At 65.8% G+C, this 16,882-nt stretch carries 17 protein-coding genes; 14 read left to right on the top strand and 3 right to left on the bottom strand.

Annotated features, from left to right (window positions below; all coding sequences use genetic code 11):
* Positions 1-168 precede the first annotated feature (168 nt).
* A complete protein-coding gene (locus GT748_RS12230; protein WP_021658308.1) occupies positions 169-1,071 on the bottom strand; it encodes a M14 family zinc carboxypeptidase in 903 nt (300 codons plus the stop codon).
* 98 nt (positions 1,072-1,169) lie between these two features.
* Here GT748_RS12230 and GT748_RS12225 point away from each other — a divergent pair, with 98 nt between their 5' ends.
* From GT748_RS12225 to GT748_RS12215, 3 genes are read left to right on the top strand one after another with little or no spacing between them, the layout of a single operon-like run.
* Positions 1,170-1,721, top strand: a complete 552-nt coding sequence (locus GT748_RS12225; RefSeq protein ID WP_021658309.1) for an NUDIX domain-containing protein — start codon at positions 1,170-1,172, stop codon at positions 1,719-1,721.
* Entirely contained in the window at positions 1,718-2,389 is a 672-nt protein-coding gene (locus tag GT748_RS12220; RefSeq protein ID WP_021658310.1) for a hypothetical protein, read from the top strand. Before GT748_RS12225 ends, GT748_RS12220 begins: the two co-directional genes overlap by 4 nt.
* Before the next feature lie 43 nt (positions 2,390-2,432).
* Positions 2,433-3,185, top strand: coding sequence for a hypothetical protein (locus tag GT748_RS12215; protein WP_021658311.1), 753 nt, complete (start codon positions 2,433-2,435; stop codon positions 3,183-3,185).
* A gap of 289 nt (positions 3,186-3,474) precedes the next feature.
* Here GT748_RS12215 and GT748_RS12210 read toward each other — a convergent pair whose 3' ends face one another.
* Positions 3,475-3,855: a RidA family protein gene (locus GT748_RS12210; protein ID WP_021658312.1), complete on the bottom strand. Its 381-nt coding sequence runs from the start codon at positions 3,853-3,855 to the stop codon at positions 3,475-3,477.
* 583 nt (positions 3,856-4,438) lie between these two features.
* Between GT748_RS12210 and deoD (GT748_RS12205) the strand changes: the two genes are divergently transcribed.
* From deoD (GT748_RS12205) to GT748_RS12165, 9 genes are all read left to right on the top strand, one after another.
* The gene (deoD, locus tag GT748_RS12205) at positions 4,439-5,143 is read left to right on the top strand and encodes a purine-nucleoside phosphorylase (protein WP_044991917.1); all 705 of its coding nucleotides are present in this window, start codon (positions 4,439-4,441) and stop codon (positions 5,141-5,143) included.
* 28 nt (positions 5,144-5,171) lie between these two features.
* Complete coding sequence (deoD, locus tag GT748_RS12200) at positions 5,172-5,876, top strand: purine-nucleoside phosphorylase (RefSeq protein ID WP_059003122.1); 705 nt, start codon at positions 5,172-5,174, stop codon at positions 5,874-5,876.
* 570 nt (positions 5,877-6,446) lie between these two features.
* On the top strand, positions 6,447-6,941 hold the full coding sequence (locus GT748_RS12195; RefSeq protein WP_044992872.1) for a YbhB/YbcL family Raf kinase inhibitor-like protein: 495 nt from the start codon (positions 6,447-6,449) through the stop codon (positions 6,939-6,941).
* A complete protein-coding gene (locus GT748_RS12190) occupies positions 6,934-8,154 on the top strand; it encodes an FUSC family protein (RefSeq protein WP_073261057.1) in 1,221 nt (406 codons plus the stop codon). The genes GT748_RS12195 and GT748_RS12190 overlap by 8 nt, the downstream gene beginning before the upstream one ends.
* Positions 8,155-8,265: 111 nt before the next feature.
* Complete coding sequence (locus GT748_RS12185; RefSeq protein WP_021658464.1) at positions 8,266-8,841, top strand: hypothetical protein; 576 nt, start codon at positions 8,266-8,268, stop codon at positions 8,839-8,841.
* 2 nt (positions 8,842-8,843) lie between these two features.
* Complete coding sequence (locus tag GT748_RS12180) at positions 8,844-9,404, top strand: AAA family ATPase (RefSeq protein WP_044992003.1); 561 nt, start codon at positions 8,844-8,846, stop codon at positions 9,402-9,404.
* Positions 9,401-9,877 (top strand): GNAT family N-acetyltransferase, encoded by a 477-nt coding sequence (locus tag GT748_RS12175; protein WP_021658466.1) that lies wholly within the window; start codon positions 9,401-9,403, stop codon positions 9,875-9,877. The genes GT748_RS12180 and GT748_RS12175 overlap by 4 nt, the downstream gene beginning before the upstream one ends.
* Positions 9,878-10,202: 325 nt before the next feature.
* Complete coding sequence (gene serC, locus GT748_RS12170; RefSeq protein ID WP_021658467.1) at positions 10,203-11,300, top strand: 3-phosphoserine/phosphohydroxythreonine transaminase; 1,098 nt, start codon at positions 10,203-10,205, stop codon at positions 11,298-11,300.
* 144 nt (positions 11,301-11,444) lie between these two features.
* On the top strand, positions 11,445-12,617 hold the full coding sequence (locus tag GT748_RS12165) for a phosphoglycerate dehydrogenase (protein ID WP_021658469.1): 1,173 nt from the start codon (positions 11,445-11,447) through the stop codon (positions 12,615-12,617).
* A 96-nt stretch (positions 12,618-12,713) separates the two neighbouring features.
* On the opposite strand, the gene GT748_RS12160 is transcribed toward GT748_RS12165, so the two are convergent.
* Positions 12,714-13,985: an FAD-dependent oxidoreductase gene (locus tag GT748_RS12160; protein WP_021658470.1), complete on the bottom strand. Its 1,272-nt coding sequence runs from the start codon at positions 13,983-13,985 to the stop codon at positions 12,714-12,716.
* 259 nt (positions 13,986-14,244) lie between these two features.
* Between GT748_RS12160 and glpK the strand changes: the two genes are divergently transcribed.
* Positions 14,245-15,741 carry a glycerol kinase GlpK gene (gene glpK, locus GT748_RS12155; RefSeq protein ID WP_021658472.1) on the top strand — a complete coding sequence of 499 codons (1,497 nt, stop codon included), beginning with the start codon at positions 14,245-14,247 and terminating at the stop codon, positions 15,739-15,741.
* 137 nt (positions 15,742-15,878) lie between these two features.
* Positions 15,879-16,826, top strand: a complete 948-nt coding sequence (locus tag GT748_RS12150) for a 2-hydroxyacid dehydrogenase (RefSeq protein ID WP_044992004.1) — start codon at positions 15,879-15,881, stop codon at positions 16,824-16,826.
* The last annotated feature ends 56 nt before the right edge of the window (positions 16,827-16,882 follow it).

Below are 16,882 nucleotides of genomic sequence, written 5' to 3'. Positions count from 1 at the left end.
CGTCCCTGTATGGCGGGGTGTTGCTGTGCCTTTTTCTTTTCCCCGCAACGGCAAAAATGCCATGACAGATTGAATCGGACCCAGACAAAATGGGTCGAATCTATCATAGCACAGTTTGCCGCAGATGTGTGAAGTTTTTGCAAAGGGAGAGAGGGCAAAAATGCCCGCCTAGGCGATGGAGAGGACGGCCAGCATCGGCCCCAATTTTTGATAGGCCCCCTCAAAGCCCTCCAGGGGCAGCGGGTTCTCCCCCAGCCCCACTTCCAGGGTGTAGCCGGGGCGGCCGGTCTCCTGAATAAACCAGTCCTTAAACCCGGCGTGGGAGGCGGTCCCCCCCGGCTGGGCCACCCGGTAGCCCCCCACCGAGGCCAGCATCTGGGCGACGAGGGCGCTCTGTTTGGGGGTGCGGGGGCCGTACTGGTAGTAGATCTCCTCCCCCTGGCTGTGCAGGGCCACCACCTGCCGCGGGGCGTAGAGGCGGCAGAAGTCGGCCAGGGCCCGGGTCTCCGGCTCGGAAAAGGGGAAGGGGCCGCCGTACTTGGTGGGCCCCGGCAGGTAGATGCCGGTCTGCTCCACCTGGCGGCGGGCGATGTCGAAGCCGGCGTCGAAGTTGTGGTTGAGGTCCACCCCCCGGGCGTTGGCCTGCCAGTGGCTCAAGTCCCCGCCGCAGTGGGCGAAGACAAAGGTGCGCAGGGGGCCGGCGGTGTCCACGCCCCCCACCCAGAGCTCCAGCCCGTCGGGGTTGAGGCAGGGGATGAAGAGGAGCCCCCGCTCCCCGATGGCCTTGCCCATGGGGGTGTCGTAGGGGAAGGTGCCGCTCTCCAAACTCTCAAGCACCTCTTCGCAGAAGCGGAAGCACCCCAGCACCCCGTAGTACTCGGTGGCGTGGGTGCCGCCCACAATGCAGGTGGCGCTCTGCAGGTTGCCCACCCCGATGGCGTAGATTTCCCGCCCCAGCCAACTGCGGCCGATGGAGAACACTTTGGCGGCCGGGTAGCGGATGGCGATCCTGGCAAACCGGGCCATGGTTGTGGTATACTGTGGATATTCCTTGTAAAACAGGTCGGTCATGACGTCACCTCCCTGCAGTATATGCGCCCTCTGGGCGCAACTTGCCCGGCGGGGGGCGGCTGGCCGCCGAGCTCGATGCGCGATGGAGGGATTGTCCCATGAAATTAAACGAGACGACCGCGGCCCAAAACACGGTGTTTTCCGGCCGCATCATCACCGTCTGCGACGACGAGGTGGTGCTGGAAAACGGCAAGCGCACCCGGCGGGAGGTGGTCTACCACCACGGCGGGGTCTGCGTGGTCCCCTTTGACGGGGAGAACACCTATCTGGTGCGGCAGTTCCGCTACCCCTACAAAGAGGTGGTGCGGGAGTCCCCCGCCGGCAAGTTGGAGCCGGGCGAGGACCCGCTGGAGTGCGGCAAGCGGGAACTGGAGGAGGAGCTGGGGGCGGTGGCCGGACGCTACACCGACTTGGGCCGCTTCTACCCCTCCCCCGGCTACACGTCGGAGGTGATCCACCTCTACCTGGCGGAGGAGCTCTCCTTCACCCAGCAAAACCTGGACGAGGACGAGTTCTTGGAGGTGGAGAAACTCCCCCTGCGCCGGGCGGCGGAGCAGATCCTCTCGGGGGAACTGGTGGACGGCAAGACCCAGGCGGCCATCCTCAAGGCCGCGGCCCTGCGGGGGCTTTTGGGGGAGGGCAGGCGATGAACTGGCTGGACAAGCTGGAGCGAAAGGCCGGCCGCTTCTGCATCCCCCGGCTGATGTGGTACCTTTCCGGGCTGATGCTGGTGGTCTTTCTCATCGACCTGCTGCTGCCCCAGGTCGGCTTTTCGGGCTACCTGGTCTTTGACCGGGCGCTGATTTTACAGGGGCAGGCCTGGCGGCTGGTGAGCTTCCTCATCGTCCCCCAGGGAAACACCGTCTGGATCCTCTTGAGTCTCTACTTCTACTGCGTCCTCAGCGACGGGCTGGAGGCCTGCTGGGGCAGCTTCAAGTTCAACATCTTTTACCTGGTGGGAGCGGTGGGGGCCATCCTCTCGGGGATGATCACCGGCCTGGGGTGGAGCGCCTACCTCAACATGTCCATCTTCCTGGCCTTTGCCCTGGTCTACCCCGAGTACGAGGTCAACCTGTTCTTCCTCCTCCCCATCAAGGTGAAGTACCTGGGCTTTTTGGGGGCGTTCTACTACTGCATCGCCCTCATCGGCGGCAGTTGGTCGACCCGGCTGTCCATCGTCATGGCCTTTTTGAACCTCATCCTCTTTTTCGGAGGGGACTTCTGGGGCCGCATCAAAAGCCGCTGGAAATACCGGGAGAGCCGCAGGGCCTTTCGCCAGTACCAGCAAAACCGGCAGCGGGGCCCCTGGGGGCAGTAGGGCGGCTGCCGACGGATCGAGAGCGGAAAAGGGGGACACGGGGATGAACGGTGCTGTACAGAATAGAAAAGGGGACCTGGCACGGCGGATTTTCCTCCTCTTGGCGGGGTGGCTCGTCGCCGTGGCGGCGGTGGGGGGCGTCTTTGCACTCCGTCCCTATGTCCTCCCCGGGAGCCAGGTCGTCAAGTGGGTGGCGCTGCACCTCCTCTGCGCCCTCCTCGTCTCCGCCTTTTCCCGGGCCGTGTCCAGGGGGAGAGAGGGGTGGCGGTGGCAATGCCTGCTGGCGCTCCTCCTCGCCCTCCCCCCACTGACGGGGTATCTGGGGTCGTTTACCGAGCTGGCAAACACCCCCCTCCTCAATCCGCTGATGTCCTTTCACAGCGCGCTGTTGCTGGCAAGGCCGATCTGGCTCTGGTTTTCGGCCTGCGCGCTGGGGAGCTGTTGGCGGGCCCCCGCAAAGGCGGTGTCCCCCGCCAAAGGGGTGGCCATCGCCCTGGCCGCCCTGGCGCTGGGCTTTGCGGCCATCGCCCTCTCCCCGGATTTGACAGCCGCCTTTGTGCAGCAGTACCACTTTCCCCTGTGGGGGGTGTACCTGGCCCGCCCCGGCCTTCTGGTCTCCGACTTTTTGGGCGGGGTGAGCGGCCGCCTGCTCTCCCGGTGCCCTGCGAAAAGGCCGGTGCGGGCGCTGGCCGTGGCCGTCCTCGCGCTCGCCTGTGTGCTGGTGGCGCTGAGCGGGCAGACGCAGGACGCCGCTCTGACACTCATTCTCTTTGGCAGCTGGTATCTCTTTCTCTAGCGCCGCCGCGGTCAACCCCTTTGGCGAAAAAGGCGGTGTGCACCGGCCCCAAAAGGGTGCCGCACAGGGGGGAGCCCACGAGGGGCATCGGAATTTTATCGCATGGCGCGCACTGTCACCGGTGATATAGGTGCTATTTTCTGCCGCCTTTGCGTCTTCTGTGCCCTTCCTTTCAGGCGGTCTTCTGCGAGAGCGATTTGACACTCCCGGTAAAATCGGGAACTGGGGGCGCCAAAGCGACAAATAGAAAAGGCCCCCGCCTTGAGGCGGGGGCCTTTTTTCGCGGGGATCAGCCGCGCACGGCGACGGCTTCGATCTCCACCAGACCGCCCTTGGGCAGGGCGGCCACCGCCACGCAGGAGCGGGCGGGGAAGGCCCCGTCGAAGTACTTGGCGTAGACTTCGTTGACCGCGGCAAAGTTGCCCATGTCGGTCAAAAAGATGGTGGTCTTGACCAGGTTGGCGGTGCTCATCCCCTCGGCGGCGAGGATGGCGCAGAGGTTTTTCAGCGAGCACTCGGCCTGTTCGGCCACCCCGGCGGGCATCTCCCCGGTCTGCATGTCGATGCCCAGCTGGCCGGAGATGTAGAGACTCTCCCCCGTCATGACGGCCTGCACATAGGGCCCGATGGGGGCCGGCGCCTGTTCGGTGAGTACGGTTTTGCGCTCCATAACGATTCTCCCTTTCTCTTCTGGCGCCGGCCGTCAGCCGGTCGCCCGTCTCGCCCGGGCCCCGGGGGCGGGGGTCCATCCCCTCTCCGCCGCGGCGCCGGTGTCTAAAAAAAGTATAGCAAAAATTGCCCCTCAGGGAAAGGACGGCCGTCCACACAGGGAAAATTTTTTCTGCAAAAAGGGCCAAAAGTGGAGGGGAGGATTTGTGCATGCGGTTGCGTTTTTGAATCTTCTAGGAGAAGTGCATAAATTTAAAAGGGGATTGTTATGGAAAGACACAAATCGCCCCATGGAAACAAAACTTCTCTTAACAAACGCCGGCAAATGTTGTATCATACACAGTAGGATGTTGTACCAATCCAGACAGTCGTGTGGAAGCGTTTTGCGCGGCTTTCCGCCCCTTTTATGCCCTTTGCGGGCCGAAAAGAGCGCCCCTTGCTAGCCGGGGGCCGGCGGGCCGGAAAACGGGTGCGGCACCGGGTAAACGGTCTGCTGCCCAGGGGGGATCTGCCCCTCCGGGAGTTTGTTGCCGTTTGGGAAAAAACAAACCGCAAAGGGAGGAAAACAATCAATGGAGATGAAGATTACACCGCATATCAATCCAAAAGCTGAGATCGCGCCCCGCATTCTTCTGCCTGGCGATCCGCTCCGGGCGAAATACATCGCCGAAAACATGCTCGAGAACGCCGAGCAGTTCAACGAGGTCCGTGGGGCCCTGGGCTTCACCGGCACCTACAAGGGCGAGAAGGTCTCGGTCATGGGCACCGGCATGGGCATGCCCCAGGTCTCCATCTATGTCACCGAGCTGATGAAATTCTACGGCGTCAAGACCCTCATCCGCATCGGCACCTGCGGCGGCATGCTGCCCGATATGCAGTTGATGGACCTGATCCTGGGCACCGGCGCCTGCACCACCAGCGGCATCAACCGCCACATCTTCAACGGCGACTTTGCTCCCACTGCCGATTTTGAGCTGCTCAACAAGGCCTACGAGATCGCCAAGGAGAGAGAGATCAAGACCTACACCGGCCTGATCCTGTCCAGCGATATGTTCTACGGCGAGAACAAAAAAGAGGATTCCGAGATGTGGAAGAAGTACGGCGTGATTGCCGGCGAGATGGAGGGCGCCGCCCTGTACACCATCGCCGCCAAGTACCGCTGCAGAGCCCTGACTATGCTGTCGGTCAGCGATGGCCCGTTCATCGACAGAGACCTGACCTACGAAGAGAAAGAGAAGGGCCTCAAGAATATGTTCGAGGTCGCCCTCGACACCGCTATCGCGTTTTAAGACAACATAAAAAGGGAGGAATTCGATTATGAGTTTACATATTGGCGCCAAACCCGGCGATATTGCTGAAAGCATCCTGCTCCCCGGCGATCCCAGAAGAGCGAAGTACATTGCCGACACCTTCTTCGAGAACCCCGTCAAATTCAACGACGTGCGCGGTATGTGGGGCTTCACCGGCACCTACAAGGGCAAGAAAGTCTCCGCCATGGGCACCGGCATGGGCATTCCCTCCATCAGCATCTATGCCAACGAGCTGATCAGAGAGTATGGCGTGAAGAACCTGATCCGCGTGGGCACCTGCGGCGCCATGCAGGATCATGTCGGCCTGAAAGACGTCGTCCTGGGGATGGGCGCCTGCACCGACAACGACTTCAACCACCATGTCTTCAAGGGCATCTACTGCCCCACCGCTGACTTCGAGCTCATCCGCGCTGCCTACTACACCGCCAAAGAGACCGGCGTCGACGTGAAGGTCGGCAACATCTCCTCCGGCGATATGTTCTACGGCGAGCACGACGAGAAGTCCGACCGCTTCACCGAGTACGGCGTTCTGGCCGGCGAGATGGAGGGCGCTGCCCTGTACACCATCGCCGCCCGCGAGCACGTTCGCGCCCTGACCATCCTCACCGTCACCGACCACCCCAGTGGAAACCTGACCCCCGAGGAGCGCGAGCTGACCCTAAACACCATGCTGCAGCTGGCCCTGGACACCGTCATCAAATTCCAGGATTAGTTTTCCGCCTGCCAAGAGGCGCGGCCATCCGGCCGCGCCTCTTTTTTTGTTTCCCTCACCGCCCTTTTCTCCGTCCCCCCCCCCCCCCCCCCTCGCCCCGCTGGGGGAGAAGCGGTAGTGCCGGTGGGGGAGGGCCCGGGTCGCCCGGCGGGGCGTCTCCTCCTCCTGCCGCGTTTTGCCCTCGCCCTGCGGCCGCCCCACTCCCGCCTCCCCCTGCGATTTTTTCGCCCATCCCGCGTTGCCCCGCCTTGCCCTTCGCTTTGCTCTTGTCTCGCCTTCGCCCCACCTCCCCTCGTCTCACTCCGTTTTGGCCTGCTCCACCGCACGCTGCCCTTGCTTTGTTCCGCTTCCTTCTTCCCCCTCCTCACTCCGCCCAGTCCTCCCCTCCCTTTGCCTTTCTTTCGCCCCACTTTGTCTCTGCCGTGTCTTCCCCTCGCTCCGACCTCCTGCCTCGTTCTCGCCCTGCTCTCTGCTTCGCCGCCGTCCGTCCCCTTCTCTTTTGAGAGTCGGCGGGGTATAATAGAGGGCGGAAAAACAGGGCGCGGCAGCGCCGGAAAGGGAGTGGGCACGGTGTATGTGATCAGCAGCGGCGTGGTGGAGGGGGTCATTGCCGACCGCTTCGGGAAGCGGGGGGAGCAGTTTGGCCCGGGGGAGGTGCCCACCTACTCCCTCCCCCTGCAGATCTGCGAGCCGCCGCAGGGCACCCAGAGCTACGCCCTGGTGCTGGAGGACCGGGACGCCTTTGCGGTGACCCCCGGCTTCTCCTGGATCCACTGGACGGCGGCCAACCTGCAGCGCGACTTTCTCGAGGAGAACGAGAGCGTCTCCGCCCGCGACTTTGTGCAGGGGGTCAACAGCTGGATCAGTGAGAGCCTGCCGTTGGAGGACTGCATCGGCTACGGCGGCATGGCGCCGCCCGACTGTCCCCACCAGTACGAACTGCGCGTCTACGCCCTGGACTGCCTCCTCCCCCTGGAACAGGGCTTTCTCTATGGCGAACTCTACCGGGCGATGGAGGGGCACCTGCTGGACAGCTGTGTCCTCAAGGGCTGGTACCGTGCGTGAACGGCTGGCCCCGCCCCGGGTGGGGATGCGGATGGTCAAGACCGCGGTGGCGGTCTTTCTCTGTTTTGCGATCGACGCCTTTCGGGGCGGGGGGATCCCCTTTTACTCGGCCATTGCGGCGGTGCTCTGCCTGCAGCCCAGCTGGCAGAGCAGCACCCAAAAGGCCCGGGAGCGAACGGTGGCCACCTTTCTGGGCGGCCTGGCGGGGATGCTGGTGCTGGCGGCGGAGCGCAGTTGGTTCCCGTCCATCCCCGCCCTGGGGTGGTACGCCCTGGTGGCGGCCTGTCTCATCCCCCTGCTCTCCCTGACGGTGGTCCTCAAAAAGCCGGGGTCCGCCTATCTCTCCTGCGTGGTGTTTATGAGCGTCACCGTCAGCCACGGCGGGGATGAAAACCCCTATCTCTTCGCCTTCAACCGAATTGTGGACACCCTCATCGGCATTCTGGTGGCGCTGGCGGTGGGCGGCATCCGCCTGCCCCGCCGGGGCGGCGATTGCCTGTTGGCGGCCGACCTGGAAGGGCAGTTGGCGCCGGGAGGGGCGCTCTCCCCCGCGGTGCGGGTGCGGCTGACCCGGCTCTGCGAGAGGGGGACCCCCTTGGCCGTCTGCACTGCCCTCTCCCCCTCGGTGGCGCTGGGCCGGTTGGCGGGGGTCCCCCTCACCGCCCCCCTGGCCGTGCTGGGCGGCGCGGTGGTCTGCACACAGACGGGGGACGATGTTCTGTGGTCGGCCCCCCTCACGCCGGAGGGGGAGCGGGCCGCCCGCTCCCTCCTGGACGGGGTCGGGGCCGCCGGGTTTTGCTACTTTCTCGACCGGGAGGGGCTGCAAATCAGCTATGGCCCCAGCTTGCGGCCGGGGGAGGAGGCGCTGCGCCGGGCGACCCGCGCCCTCCCCCACCGGCACTACCGCTTCTCCCCCGGCGGGGCGAGGGGCGAGGGGGCGGTGCTGGGCTGGCTCGCCCTCCTGCCCGAAAAGCAGGCCGAGGCCGTCCGGCAGGGGGCGGACGGCGAGGTGAGGGCGGATGGCTATCCCAGCGGGGAGCCGGGGGAGCGCTGGGTCTGGCTGCACAGTCCGGCGGCGGGCTACGGCCCGGCCCTGGCCGAGATCGCCCGCCGGCTGGGATCGCCCGCCTCCGCCCCCTTCTGGCCCCCCGACGGCCTGACGGGGGAGCGGGCGGTGCGCGCCCTGGAAAAACGGGTCTTTGGCGGCCGCTGACCCTTCCCGAAGGGCGGCCGGCTGTGGTATCATAGAGAAAAGAGCGGGCGGCATGGCGCCGCCTGCGCGCCCGGCCGCAGAGGCTTGGGCGCGGGAGAGGAGTGTGCGGCGATGCCCGGATGGGGTTGGGTCTTACTGGCCCTGGTGGCGGTTGCCATCTTGCTTTTTGCGGCGGTGAAGGGGCTGCAGCGGCTCTGGTGGGGGGTGCGCCACTCGGCGGTCGGTCTGGCTGCCGACGTCATCCGCGCGGCGGTGGGGCAGGAGGGCGAACTCCCCCCCGAGCCCCGCTCCCTGCAAAATGGCGACAGCATCTACGGCCCGCAGATCCAGCGGGATTTCACCGGCTTCAACATCTCCCGCGCCAAGGAATTGGCCGAGGGGGCGGTGCGGCGCGCCTGCCCCGGCGGCACCGTCCGCAAGACGGTCATCAGCGGCTACGACCGGCGGGCGGAGCGGCGGGTCATCACCTTTCAGTGCGGGGTGAAGGACGGCCAGCGGGAGCGCAAGTTTGAGGTGGACTACCGCTACCAGGCCCCGGGCTTTGGACAGGGGGAGACGCCGGAGGTCTGCCCCCGCTGCGGCGGCCCCATCCCCGCCGTCCACGGGGGCAACTGCCAGTTTTGCGGGGCGAGGCTGGACTCGGCCATGGAGGGCAGCTGGGAATGGGCCCCCTGCCGGGAGGTGTAGCGGTGAAGCTGGTGATTTTGACGGGCCCCCACGCGGTGGGAAAGATGACGGTGGGCCAGGCCCTGGAGCGGCGCACCGGCCTGCGCCTCTTTCACAACCACGAGAGCTTGGAGCCGCTGCTCCACATCTTCCCCGACCGGCCCGACATCTGGGGCCCCTTGAGCGACCAGTTCCGCTGGCGGGTGTTCGACGCCTTCTCCCAGACCGACGCTGCCGGGCTGATCTTCACCTATATGTGGGCCTTTGACGCCCCCGAGGACCGGGCCTATATCGAGCGGGTGCGGGCGCTGTTTGAAGGGCGGGGCGCACCGGTCTACCTGGTGGAGCTGGCGGCGGACCGGGCGGTGCGGCTGGTGCGGAACCGCAGCGAGAACCGGCTGCTCCACAAGCCCTCCAAGCGCGATCTCCGGCAGTCGGAGGCCCTGTTTTGCCAGTTGGAGGGGGCGCACCGGCTGAACTCCCTGCCGGGGGAGATCGACTGGCCGCACTACCTGCGGCTGGACAACACCGCCCTCTCCCCCGAGGAAGCGGCCGACCGCATCTGCGGGGCCTTTGCGCTGTGAGGCCGGGGAGAGAAGGGGCCGGCGGAGGGGCGCTGGCGATCCGGCCGGTCACGGCAGAATGCCTGCCCGCGGTGCTCGCCCTGCGGGTGGCCCCCGGGCAGGAGGGGGTTATCGAGACCACCGCCCAGTGCCTGGCAGAGGCGGCGGAGGAGCCCACCTGGCGGCCGGTGGCCCTCTGCGACGGCGGGCAGGTGGTGGGCTTTGCCATGTACGGCCGCTTCCGCAACCACCGGCGGGTCTGGCTGGACCGGCTGCTCATCGACCGCACCTACCAGGGCAGGGGCTACGGTCGCGCCTTTTTGGGGTTGCTGTTGGAGCGGCTCTTTGCGGAGTACCGGTGCGACAGCATCTACCTCAGCCTATTTGACGACAACCGGCAGGCCCTCGCCCTGTACGAGTCCTTTGGCTTTGTGTCCACGGGCGAGCGGGACACCGGGGGCGAAGCGGTGATGCGGCTGTGGCGGACGCCGTGACAAAAAAGACCAACCATCCGGAAAAAAGACAGCCCTCCCTCGGGGGGCTGTCTTTTTGTTGTGGACAGAGATGGGGGCCAAACGGAAAAGTCCGCCTGTGAAGGACGGATTTGCACAAACTGTGAACGAATTGTCTGGAATGCGGGCGAAATGTGAGGGCTTTTTTAGGGAGAAAGCGGATGGACGGTGGAATCGGCCCACCGTATAATAGGGAACAACCCCCGGGCGGAAAGACCGCCCGGGACAGAGGGCCGGCCCCGCCATCCCCGCCCCGTCGGGAGCGGGCGGAGCCGCGCACTCCATCACTTTTTTAGGAGGGACATCAATGGCAACCAACCGCGTGTACAACTTCAGCGCAGGCCCGTCTATGCTGCCCGAATGGGTATTGGAGCGGGCTTCTTCAGAGATGCTCTGTTACGGGTCTTCCGGCCAGTCAGTTATGGAGATGTCCCACCGATCAAGTGCCTTTGAGCAGATCATCGGCGACTGCGAGGCCTCTCTGCGCCGCGCGCTCTCCATCCCCGAGGGGTACAGGGTCCTGTTTTTGCAGGGGGGCGCGTCCAGCCAGTTCGCCATGGTGCCCCTAAACCTGCTCACCCGTTCAGGCAAGGCCGACTATGTCATCACCGGCCAGTGGGCCAAAAAAGCCTGGCAGCAGGGCCGCGTCTACGGCGAGTGCCGGGTGGTGGCCAGCTCAGAGGACCGAACCTACAGCTATATCCCCCAGGTGGACCCCGCCCAGCTCGACCCGGCGGCCGACTACCTGCACATCTGTTACAACAACACCATCTACGGCACCACCTTTTCCCCCCGCACCCTGCCGGTGTCCGGCAGCGTGCCGCTGGTGGCGGACATGTCCTCCTCCATCCTCAGCGAGCCGGTGGACATCTCCCGATTCGGCCTCATCTACGCCGGCGCCCAGAAGAACATGGGCCCCGCCGGCCTGACGGTGGTCATCATCCGGGAGGACTTGATCGGCCACGCCATGGAAAAGACCCCCATCATGTTTGACTACAAGACCCACGCCGGGGCGGGTTCCATGTACAACACCCCGCCCACCTACGCCATCTACATCTGTAAGCTGGTCCTCGACTGGCTGCAGGGCCCCATGGGCGGCCTGGAGCAGATGGCGCAGCGAAACCGCGAGAAGGCGGAGCTGCTCTACGACTACCTCGACCAGAGCCGCCTCTTCTCTCCCACTGTACAGGGGGAGGACCGCTCCCTGATGAACGTGCCCTTTGTCACCGGCGACCCGGCGCTGGACGCCGCCTTTGTAAAGGAGGCGGAGCAGGCCGGGCTGGTCAACCTCAAGGGACACCGCTCGGTGGGCGGGATGCGGGCCTCCATCTACAACGCCATGCCGATTGAGGGCGTGAAAAAGTTGGTGGCGTTTATGCAGGCGTTTGAGTCGGATCACCGCTAAATTTGGCAGGGGGTGCTTGGCCGCAGGGCGAAGCGCCCCCTTTTTGTCCCCCGACAGCACCCCACCTCACCCCGCCGCGCCGGTCGCCGGTGCGGCAAACACAGCACCCCAAAATCAGACAGATGAGAGAGGAAGCGCATATTGATGTATACTGTAAAAACCCTCAACCAAATCAGCCCCGCGGGCCTTCGCGCCTTTGACCCCGCCCACTTTGTCCTGGACGACGGCGCCGAGCGGCCCGACGCCCTGCTCTGCCGCTCGGCAGACCTGCATCAGTACCCCTTTGACCCCTGCCTGGCCGCCATCGGCCGGGCCGGCGCGGGGGTGAACAACATCCCAGTGGAGGAGTGCAGCCGCCGGGGGATCGCCGTCTTCAACACCCCCGGCGCCAATGCCGGCGCGGTGAAGGAGATGGTCCTCTGCGCCCTGCTGCTGGCCTCCCGCAAGATCCCCGCCGCCCTCGCCTGGGTGCAGGGGCTCAAGGGGGAGACGGATCTGCAGAAGCGGGTGGAGGCCGGAAAGAAGGCCTTTATCGGCCCCGAACTGGGCGGCAAGACCCTGGGCGTCATCGGGATGGGGGCCATCGGCATCCAGGTGGCCAACACCGCCCGCCACCTGGGGATGGAGGTCATCGGCTACGACCCCTACATGTCGGTGGAGGCCGCCTGGAAGGTCTCCCGCCAGATCGCCCACGCCGCCAGCCTGGAGGAGGTCTACCAAAAAAGCGACTACATCACCCTGCACGTCCCCTACACCGCCGACACCAAGGGGATGGTCGACGCCGCCGCCCTGGCGCAGATGAAGGACGGGGTGCGGCTGCTCAACTTCGCCCGGGGCGAACTGGTGGAGACCCCGGCCCTCCTCGCGGCCGTCGAGGGGGGAAAGGTCGCCTGCTACGTGACCGACTTTGCCCAGGAGGAACTGCTGGGGGTCGAGGGGGTCGTCGTCCTCCCCCACCTGGGCGCCTCCACCCCCGAGAGCGAGGACAACTGTGCGGTGATGGCCGCCCGGGAGCTGATGGACTACCTGGAAAACGGGAACATCAAAAACGCGGTCAACCTGCCCACCTGCCGGATGGCCCGCTCGGGCCGGGTGCGGGTCTGCGTCATCCACAGAAACATCCCCGCCATGATCACCCAGATCTCCAGCGCCCTCAGCGGGGCGGGGCTGAACATCGAAAACCTGGTCAACAAGTCCCGCGGCGAATACGCCTACACCATGCTGGACCTGGCCGACGAGCTGCCGGAGCCGGTAGAGGGGGCGATCCGGGCCATCGAAGGGGTCGTTCGGGTGCGGGTCTTGCCCCGCTGCGAATAGATTGATTGGCGGAAACGACCGCGCAAAAGGGCCGAAAGGAATGTTCCTTCCGGCCCTTTTGTTGTATTTTATTGTGATTATACAAATAGGAATATTCTATTCTGCAAAGACGCCGGTCAAACCGGTGCGCGCGACCCGCTCGGCGATCTCTCCACAGTCCACCGAGCCGAGGCCCAGCTGCCCCAGCCGCTCCCAGAGGACCGAGCCGGAAAAGGTGTATTTCTTCCGCCGGCCCTCACCGGTGGCCATCTGCTCTCTCACATAGGCAATCGCCTCCCCCACCGCCAGGGCGCGGGGGAGGACCAGCGGCGGCCGGCCCGCCAACTGGCGGGCAGCGTTGTGCCCCGCCAGGGTGCCAGTGACGATGGCCTCGGTGTGCCCCACCAACAGACCAGCCTTTTCGCCGGCACAGTAGAGGTTCTCCACCCCCTCCACCCGCAGGGCGTCGTCCCGGGGGGCCATAGCGAAAAAGCGGAGGGAGTTCCCCTTCCCCCCGGCGTAGGGGTCCTCGTAGCGGGCGTTTTCAAACCCCGGCACTTGCCGCAGCTTTTCCAGGGGGAAGGTAGGGGTCATCAGCTTGGCGTGGCCGGTGTCCAGCAGGACGAGGTTGTCGCGGTAGCTGGCCTGCGCATACTGCTGGCAGGCCTTTTGGGCGAGGTGGTCCTCCCGCAGCGGCGGGGGCAGGGGGATCACAGCCACCCCGTCCCGCTCCAGCTTCTCCTGCAGCGCCCGGCTGAGGGAGCCCTTGTGCAACTTGCAGGAACCGCTCATGGCGCCGGGCCCGCCGCCCGCCTTCTCCCCCACCCATTCGGCCACCCCGCAGAGGCCGGTGAGGCTGACCCGTCCCCCGAAGCTGGGGCAGCGCAGGACGCACATGGCACAGCCGTTTCCGTAGCGCTGGCAGTTGGCCATCGGCCCGGCGGTGCCGGTGGCGTCGACAAAGGCGTCGGCGGGGAAGCGTCGGCCGTCGCTGCAGAGCACCGCCTGCAGGCAGTCCCCCTCCCGTTCGACCCCGCTCACCCGGGCCTGAAAGACCACCTCCACCCCCAGGGAGCGCAGGTGCCGGAGCACCTCTCCCGGAACCAGCCCCACATCATAGAGGGTGGCGTGGGCGTGGCTGGGAAAGGAGACGTTCCGGTGCCGGGCGCAGCGGTCGGTGAGGGCGAAGAGCTCCCCCGCCCCCAGGGCCTCCATCTCCAGCGCTGCGGCGAGGCGGCCGTTGTTCTGCATGATCCCCCCCACCAGCCCGGTCCCCAGCAGCATGTCGGTGCGCTCCAACAGCACCGCCCGCGCCCCGGCCCGGCGGGCGCTGCAGGCTGCGGCGCAACCGCCCCAGCCGCCCCCGGCGATCACAACTGTCTTTTCCATTTGCAGGCACCTCCCATTCCCCACCAGTATGCGCCGGCGCCCCCGCGCAATTTGCCGAAGGGGCGGTGTCCGATTTGCCCGGTTTGCCCAGGGGGATTTGTGCCTTGTGCCAAAACTGCCGCGCCGCCGTTGACACCCCCGCAGAGGGGCCGCTATACTTGAAAAAACGGCGGCTTTTCCCCGCGCCCGGCGGGGGGAGGGCCGCCCTGCGCCGGTCCCCCGCCTGCGGGGCCGGGCCAGAGGAAGGGGAGAGGCGGCAATGAGCCGTTACATCATGGCGCTGGACCAGGGGACCACCAGTTCCCGCTGCATTTTGTTTGACCGCGAGGGGAAGATGGTCTCCCTGGCGCAGAAGGAGTACACCCAGCACTTCCCCCGGGCGGGCTGGGTCGAGCACGACGCCATGGAGATCTGGTCGACCCAGATCGGGGTGGCGCAGGAGGCCATGTACAAAATCGGCGCCACCCACCGGGATGTGGCCGCCATCGGCATCACCAACCAGCGGGAGACCACGGTGGTCTGGGACCGGCGGACCGGCGAGCCGGTCTACAACGCCATTGTCTGGCAGTGCCGACGCACCGCCCCCTTCTGCGACGAGTTGAAGGCCCAGGGGTTGGAGGGGTGGTTTCGCGCCAAGACCGGGCTGCCCATCGACGCCTACTTCTCCGCCACCAAGGTGCGCTGGATCCTCGACACGGTGCCGGGGGCGCGGCAGAAAGCGGACGCCGGCCAGCTTGCCTTTGGGACGGTGGACAGCTGGCTGATCTACAACCTGACCAAGGGGCGCTGCCACCTGACCGACCTCTCCAACGCCTCCCGCACCATGCTCTTTAATATCCACACCCTGGACTGGGACGACGAGATTTTGGAGAAGCTGCAGATCCCCCGTTCCATGCTGCCCCGGGTCTGCCCCTCCAGCGGGGTGTTCGGGTTCACCGACCCCTCCATCTTCGGCGGGGAGATCCCCATCGCCGGGGCGGCGGGGGACCAGCAGGCGGCCCTGTTCGGGCAGACCTGCTTTGCGGCGGGCGAGGCCAAAAACACCTACGGCACCGGCTGCTTTCTCCTCCTCTGCACCGGGGAGAAGCCGGTCTCCTCCAGCCAGGGGCTGATCACCACCATCGCCTGGGGGCTGGGAGACCGGGTGACCTACGCCCTGGAGGGCTCGATCTTTGTGGGGGGCGCGGCGGTCCAGTGGCTGCGCGACGAGATGAAGTTGGTGGAGTCGGCCGAGGACAGCGAGTACATGGCCCAAAAGGTGCCCGACACCGGCGGGGTCTATGTGGTGCCCGCCTTTACCGGCCTGGGGGCCCCCCACTGGGACCCCTATGCCCGGGGCGCAGTCTTCGGGCTCACCAGGGGGTCAAGCAAATACCACTTCATCCGCGCCACATTGGAATCCATCGCCTACCAGGTGACCGACGTGCTGGGGGCCATGAAGGCGGACGCTGGGCTGGAACTGCAGGCCCTGCGGGTGGACGGCGGCGCCTGCGCCAACGACTTTTTGATGCAGTTTCAGTCCGACATCATCGGCGCGCCGGTCCACCGGCCCGCCTGTATCGAGACCACCGCCCTGGGGGCCGCCTATCTGGCCGGGCTGGCGGTGGGCTACTGGAAGAGCCAAGAGGAGATCCGCGGCAACTGGCAGCTGGCCCGCATCTTTGAGCCCGGGATGGACGAGGCCGGCCGGGCGCGCCGGCTGGAGGGCTGGTCCCGGGCGGTGGCGGCCGCGCGGGCGTTTCGGGGGGAGGAGTAAAGAGCAACTGCTTTTTGCCAAATCGATATCCTCTGTCCATCGGGCCTGAAAAGGTCGGCGGCGCGCACCGCCCCTTGCAGTTTTTGGGCAAGGGATGGTATGATAGATACAAATTGCAAAAAAGGAGTGCTTTCCCTGTGAATATTGTGTTGCTGGAATCCCTGGGCGTCTCTGACGAGACCCTGAACGCCTACGCCAAACCCCTGGTGGAGGCGGGCCATACCTTTGCCGCCTACCCCAAGGACACCGACCCCTCGGTGATGATCGAGCGGGCCAAGGACGCCGACATCGTCATGCTGGCCAACATGCCCCTGCCCGGCGAGGTCATCGCCGCCTGCGACAGGTTGAAGTTCATCGACGTGGCCTTCACCGGCGTCGACCACGTGGATTTGGAGGCCGCCCGCGCCAAGGGGATCGCGGTGAGCAACGCCGCCGGCTACTCCACCCAGGCGGTGGCCGAGCTCTGCGTCTGCATGGCCCTCTCCCTGCTGCGCAACCTGCCCCAAGTGTCCCAGCGGTGCCGGACCGGCGGCACCAAAGACGGCTTGGTGGGCAGTGAGCTGGGCGGCAAGACCGTCGGCATTGTGGGCACGGGGGCCATCGGCCTGCGCACTGCCCAGCTGTTTGCCGCCTTCGGCTGCAAGATCCTGGCCTACGCCCCCCGCCCCAAGGAAAACGCCAAGGGGATCGTGGAGTATGTCTCCCTTGAGACCCTCCTGCGGGAGTCGGACATCGTCTCCCTGCACTGCCCCCTCAACGACTCCTCCCGCGGCTTGATCGACGCCCAGAAGCTGGGGTTGATGAAGTCCAGCGCCCTCCTCCTCAACGCCGCCCGCGGCCCGGTGGTGGATTCACAGGCCCTGGCGGAAGCCCTCGACAGCGGCGCCATCGCCGGCGCGGGGATCGACGTCTTTGAGGTGGAGCCTCCCCTGCCCGCCGACCACCCCCTGCTGCACTGCAAAAACATCCTGGTCACCCCCCACATGGCCTTTGCCTCCCGCGAGTCGATGGAGGCCCGGTGCAAGATCGTCTTTGAAAACATCGAAAAATGGCTGGCCGGAGAGCAGGTCAACACCATTTTATAGCGACAAAAAAACACCGCCCCAGACGGGGCGGTGTTTTTTTGCGCGGTGGGAAAAAA

Origin of the sequence: Bittarella massiliensis (ex Durand et al. 2017) (assembly GCF_009876955.1) — a bacterium.
Lineage (GTDB): Bacteria > Bacillota > Clostridia > Oscillospirales > Ruminococcaceae > Bittarella > Bittarella massiliensis.
The sequence above is the reverse complement of the archived record's forward strand: the minus strand, read 5'-3'. Positions and strand labels throughout refer to the sequence as shown.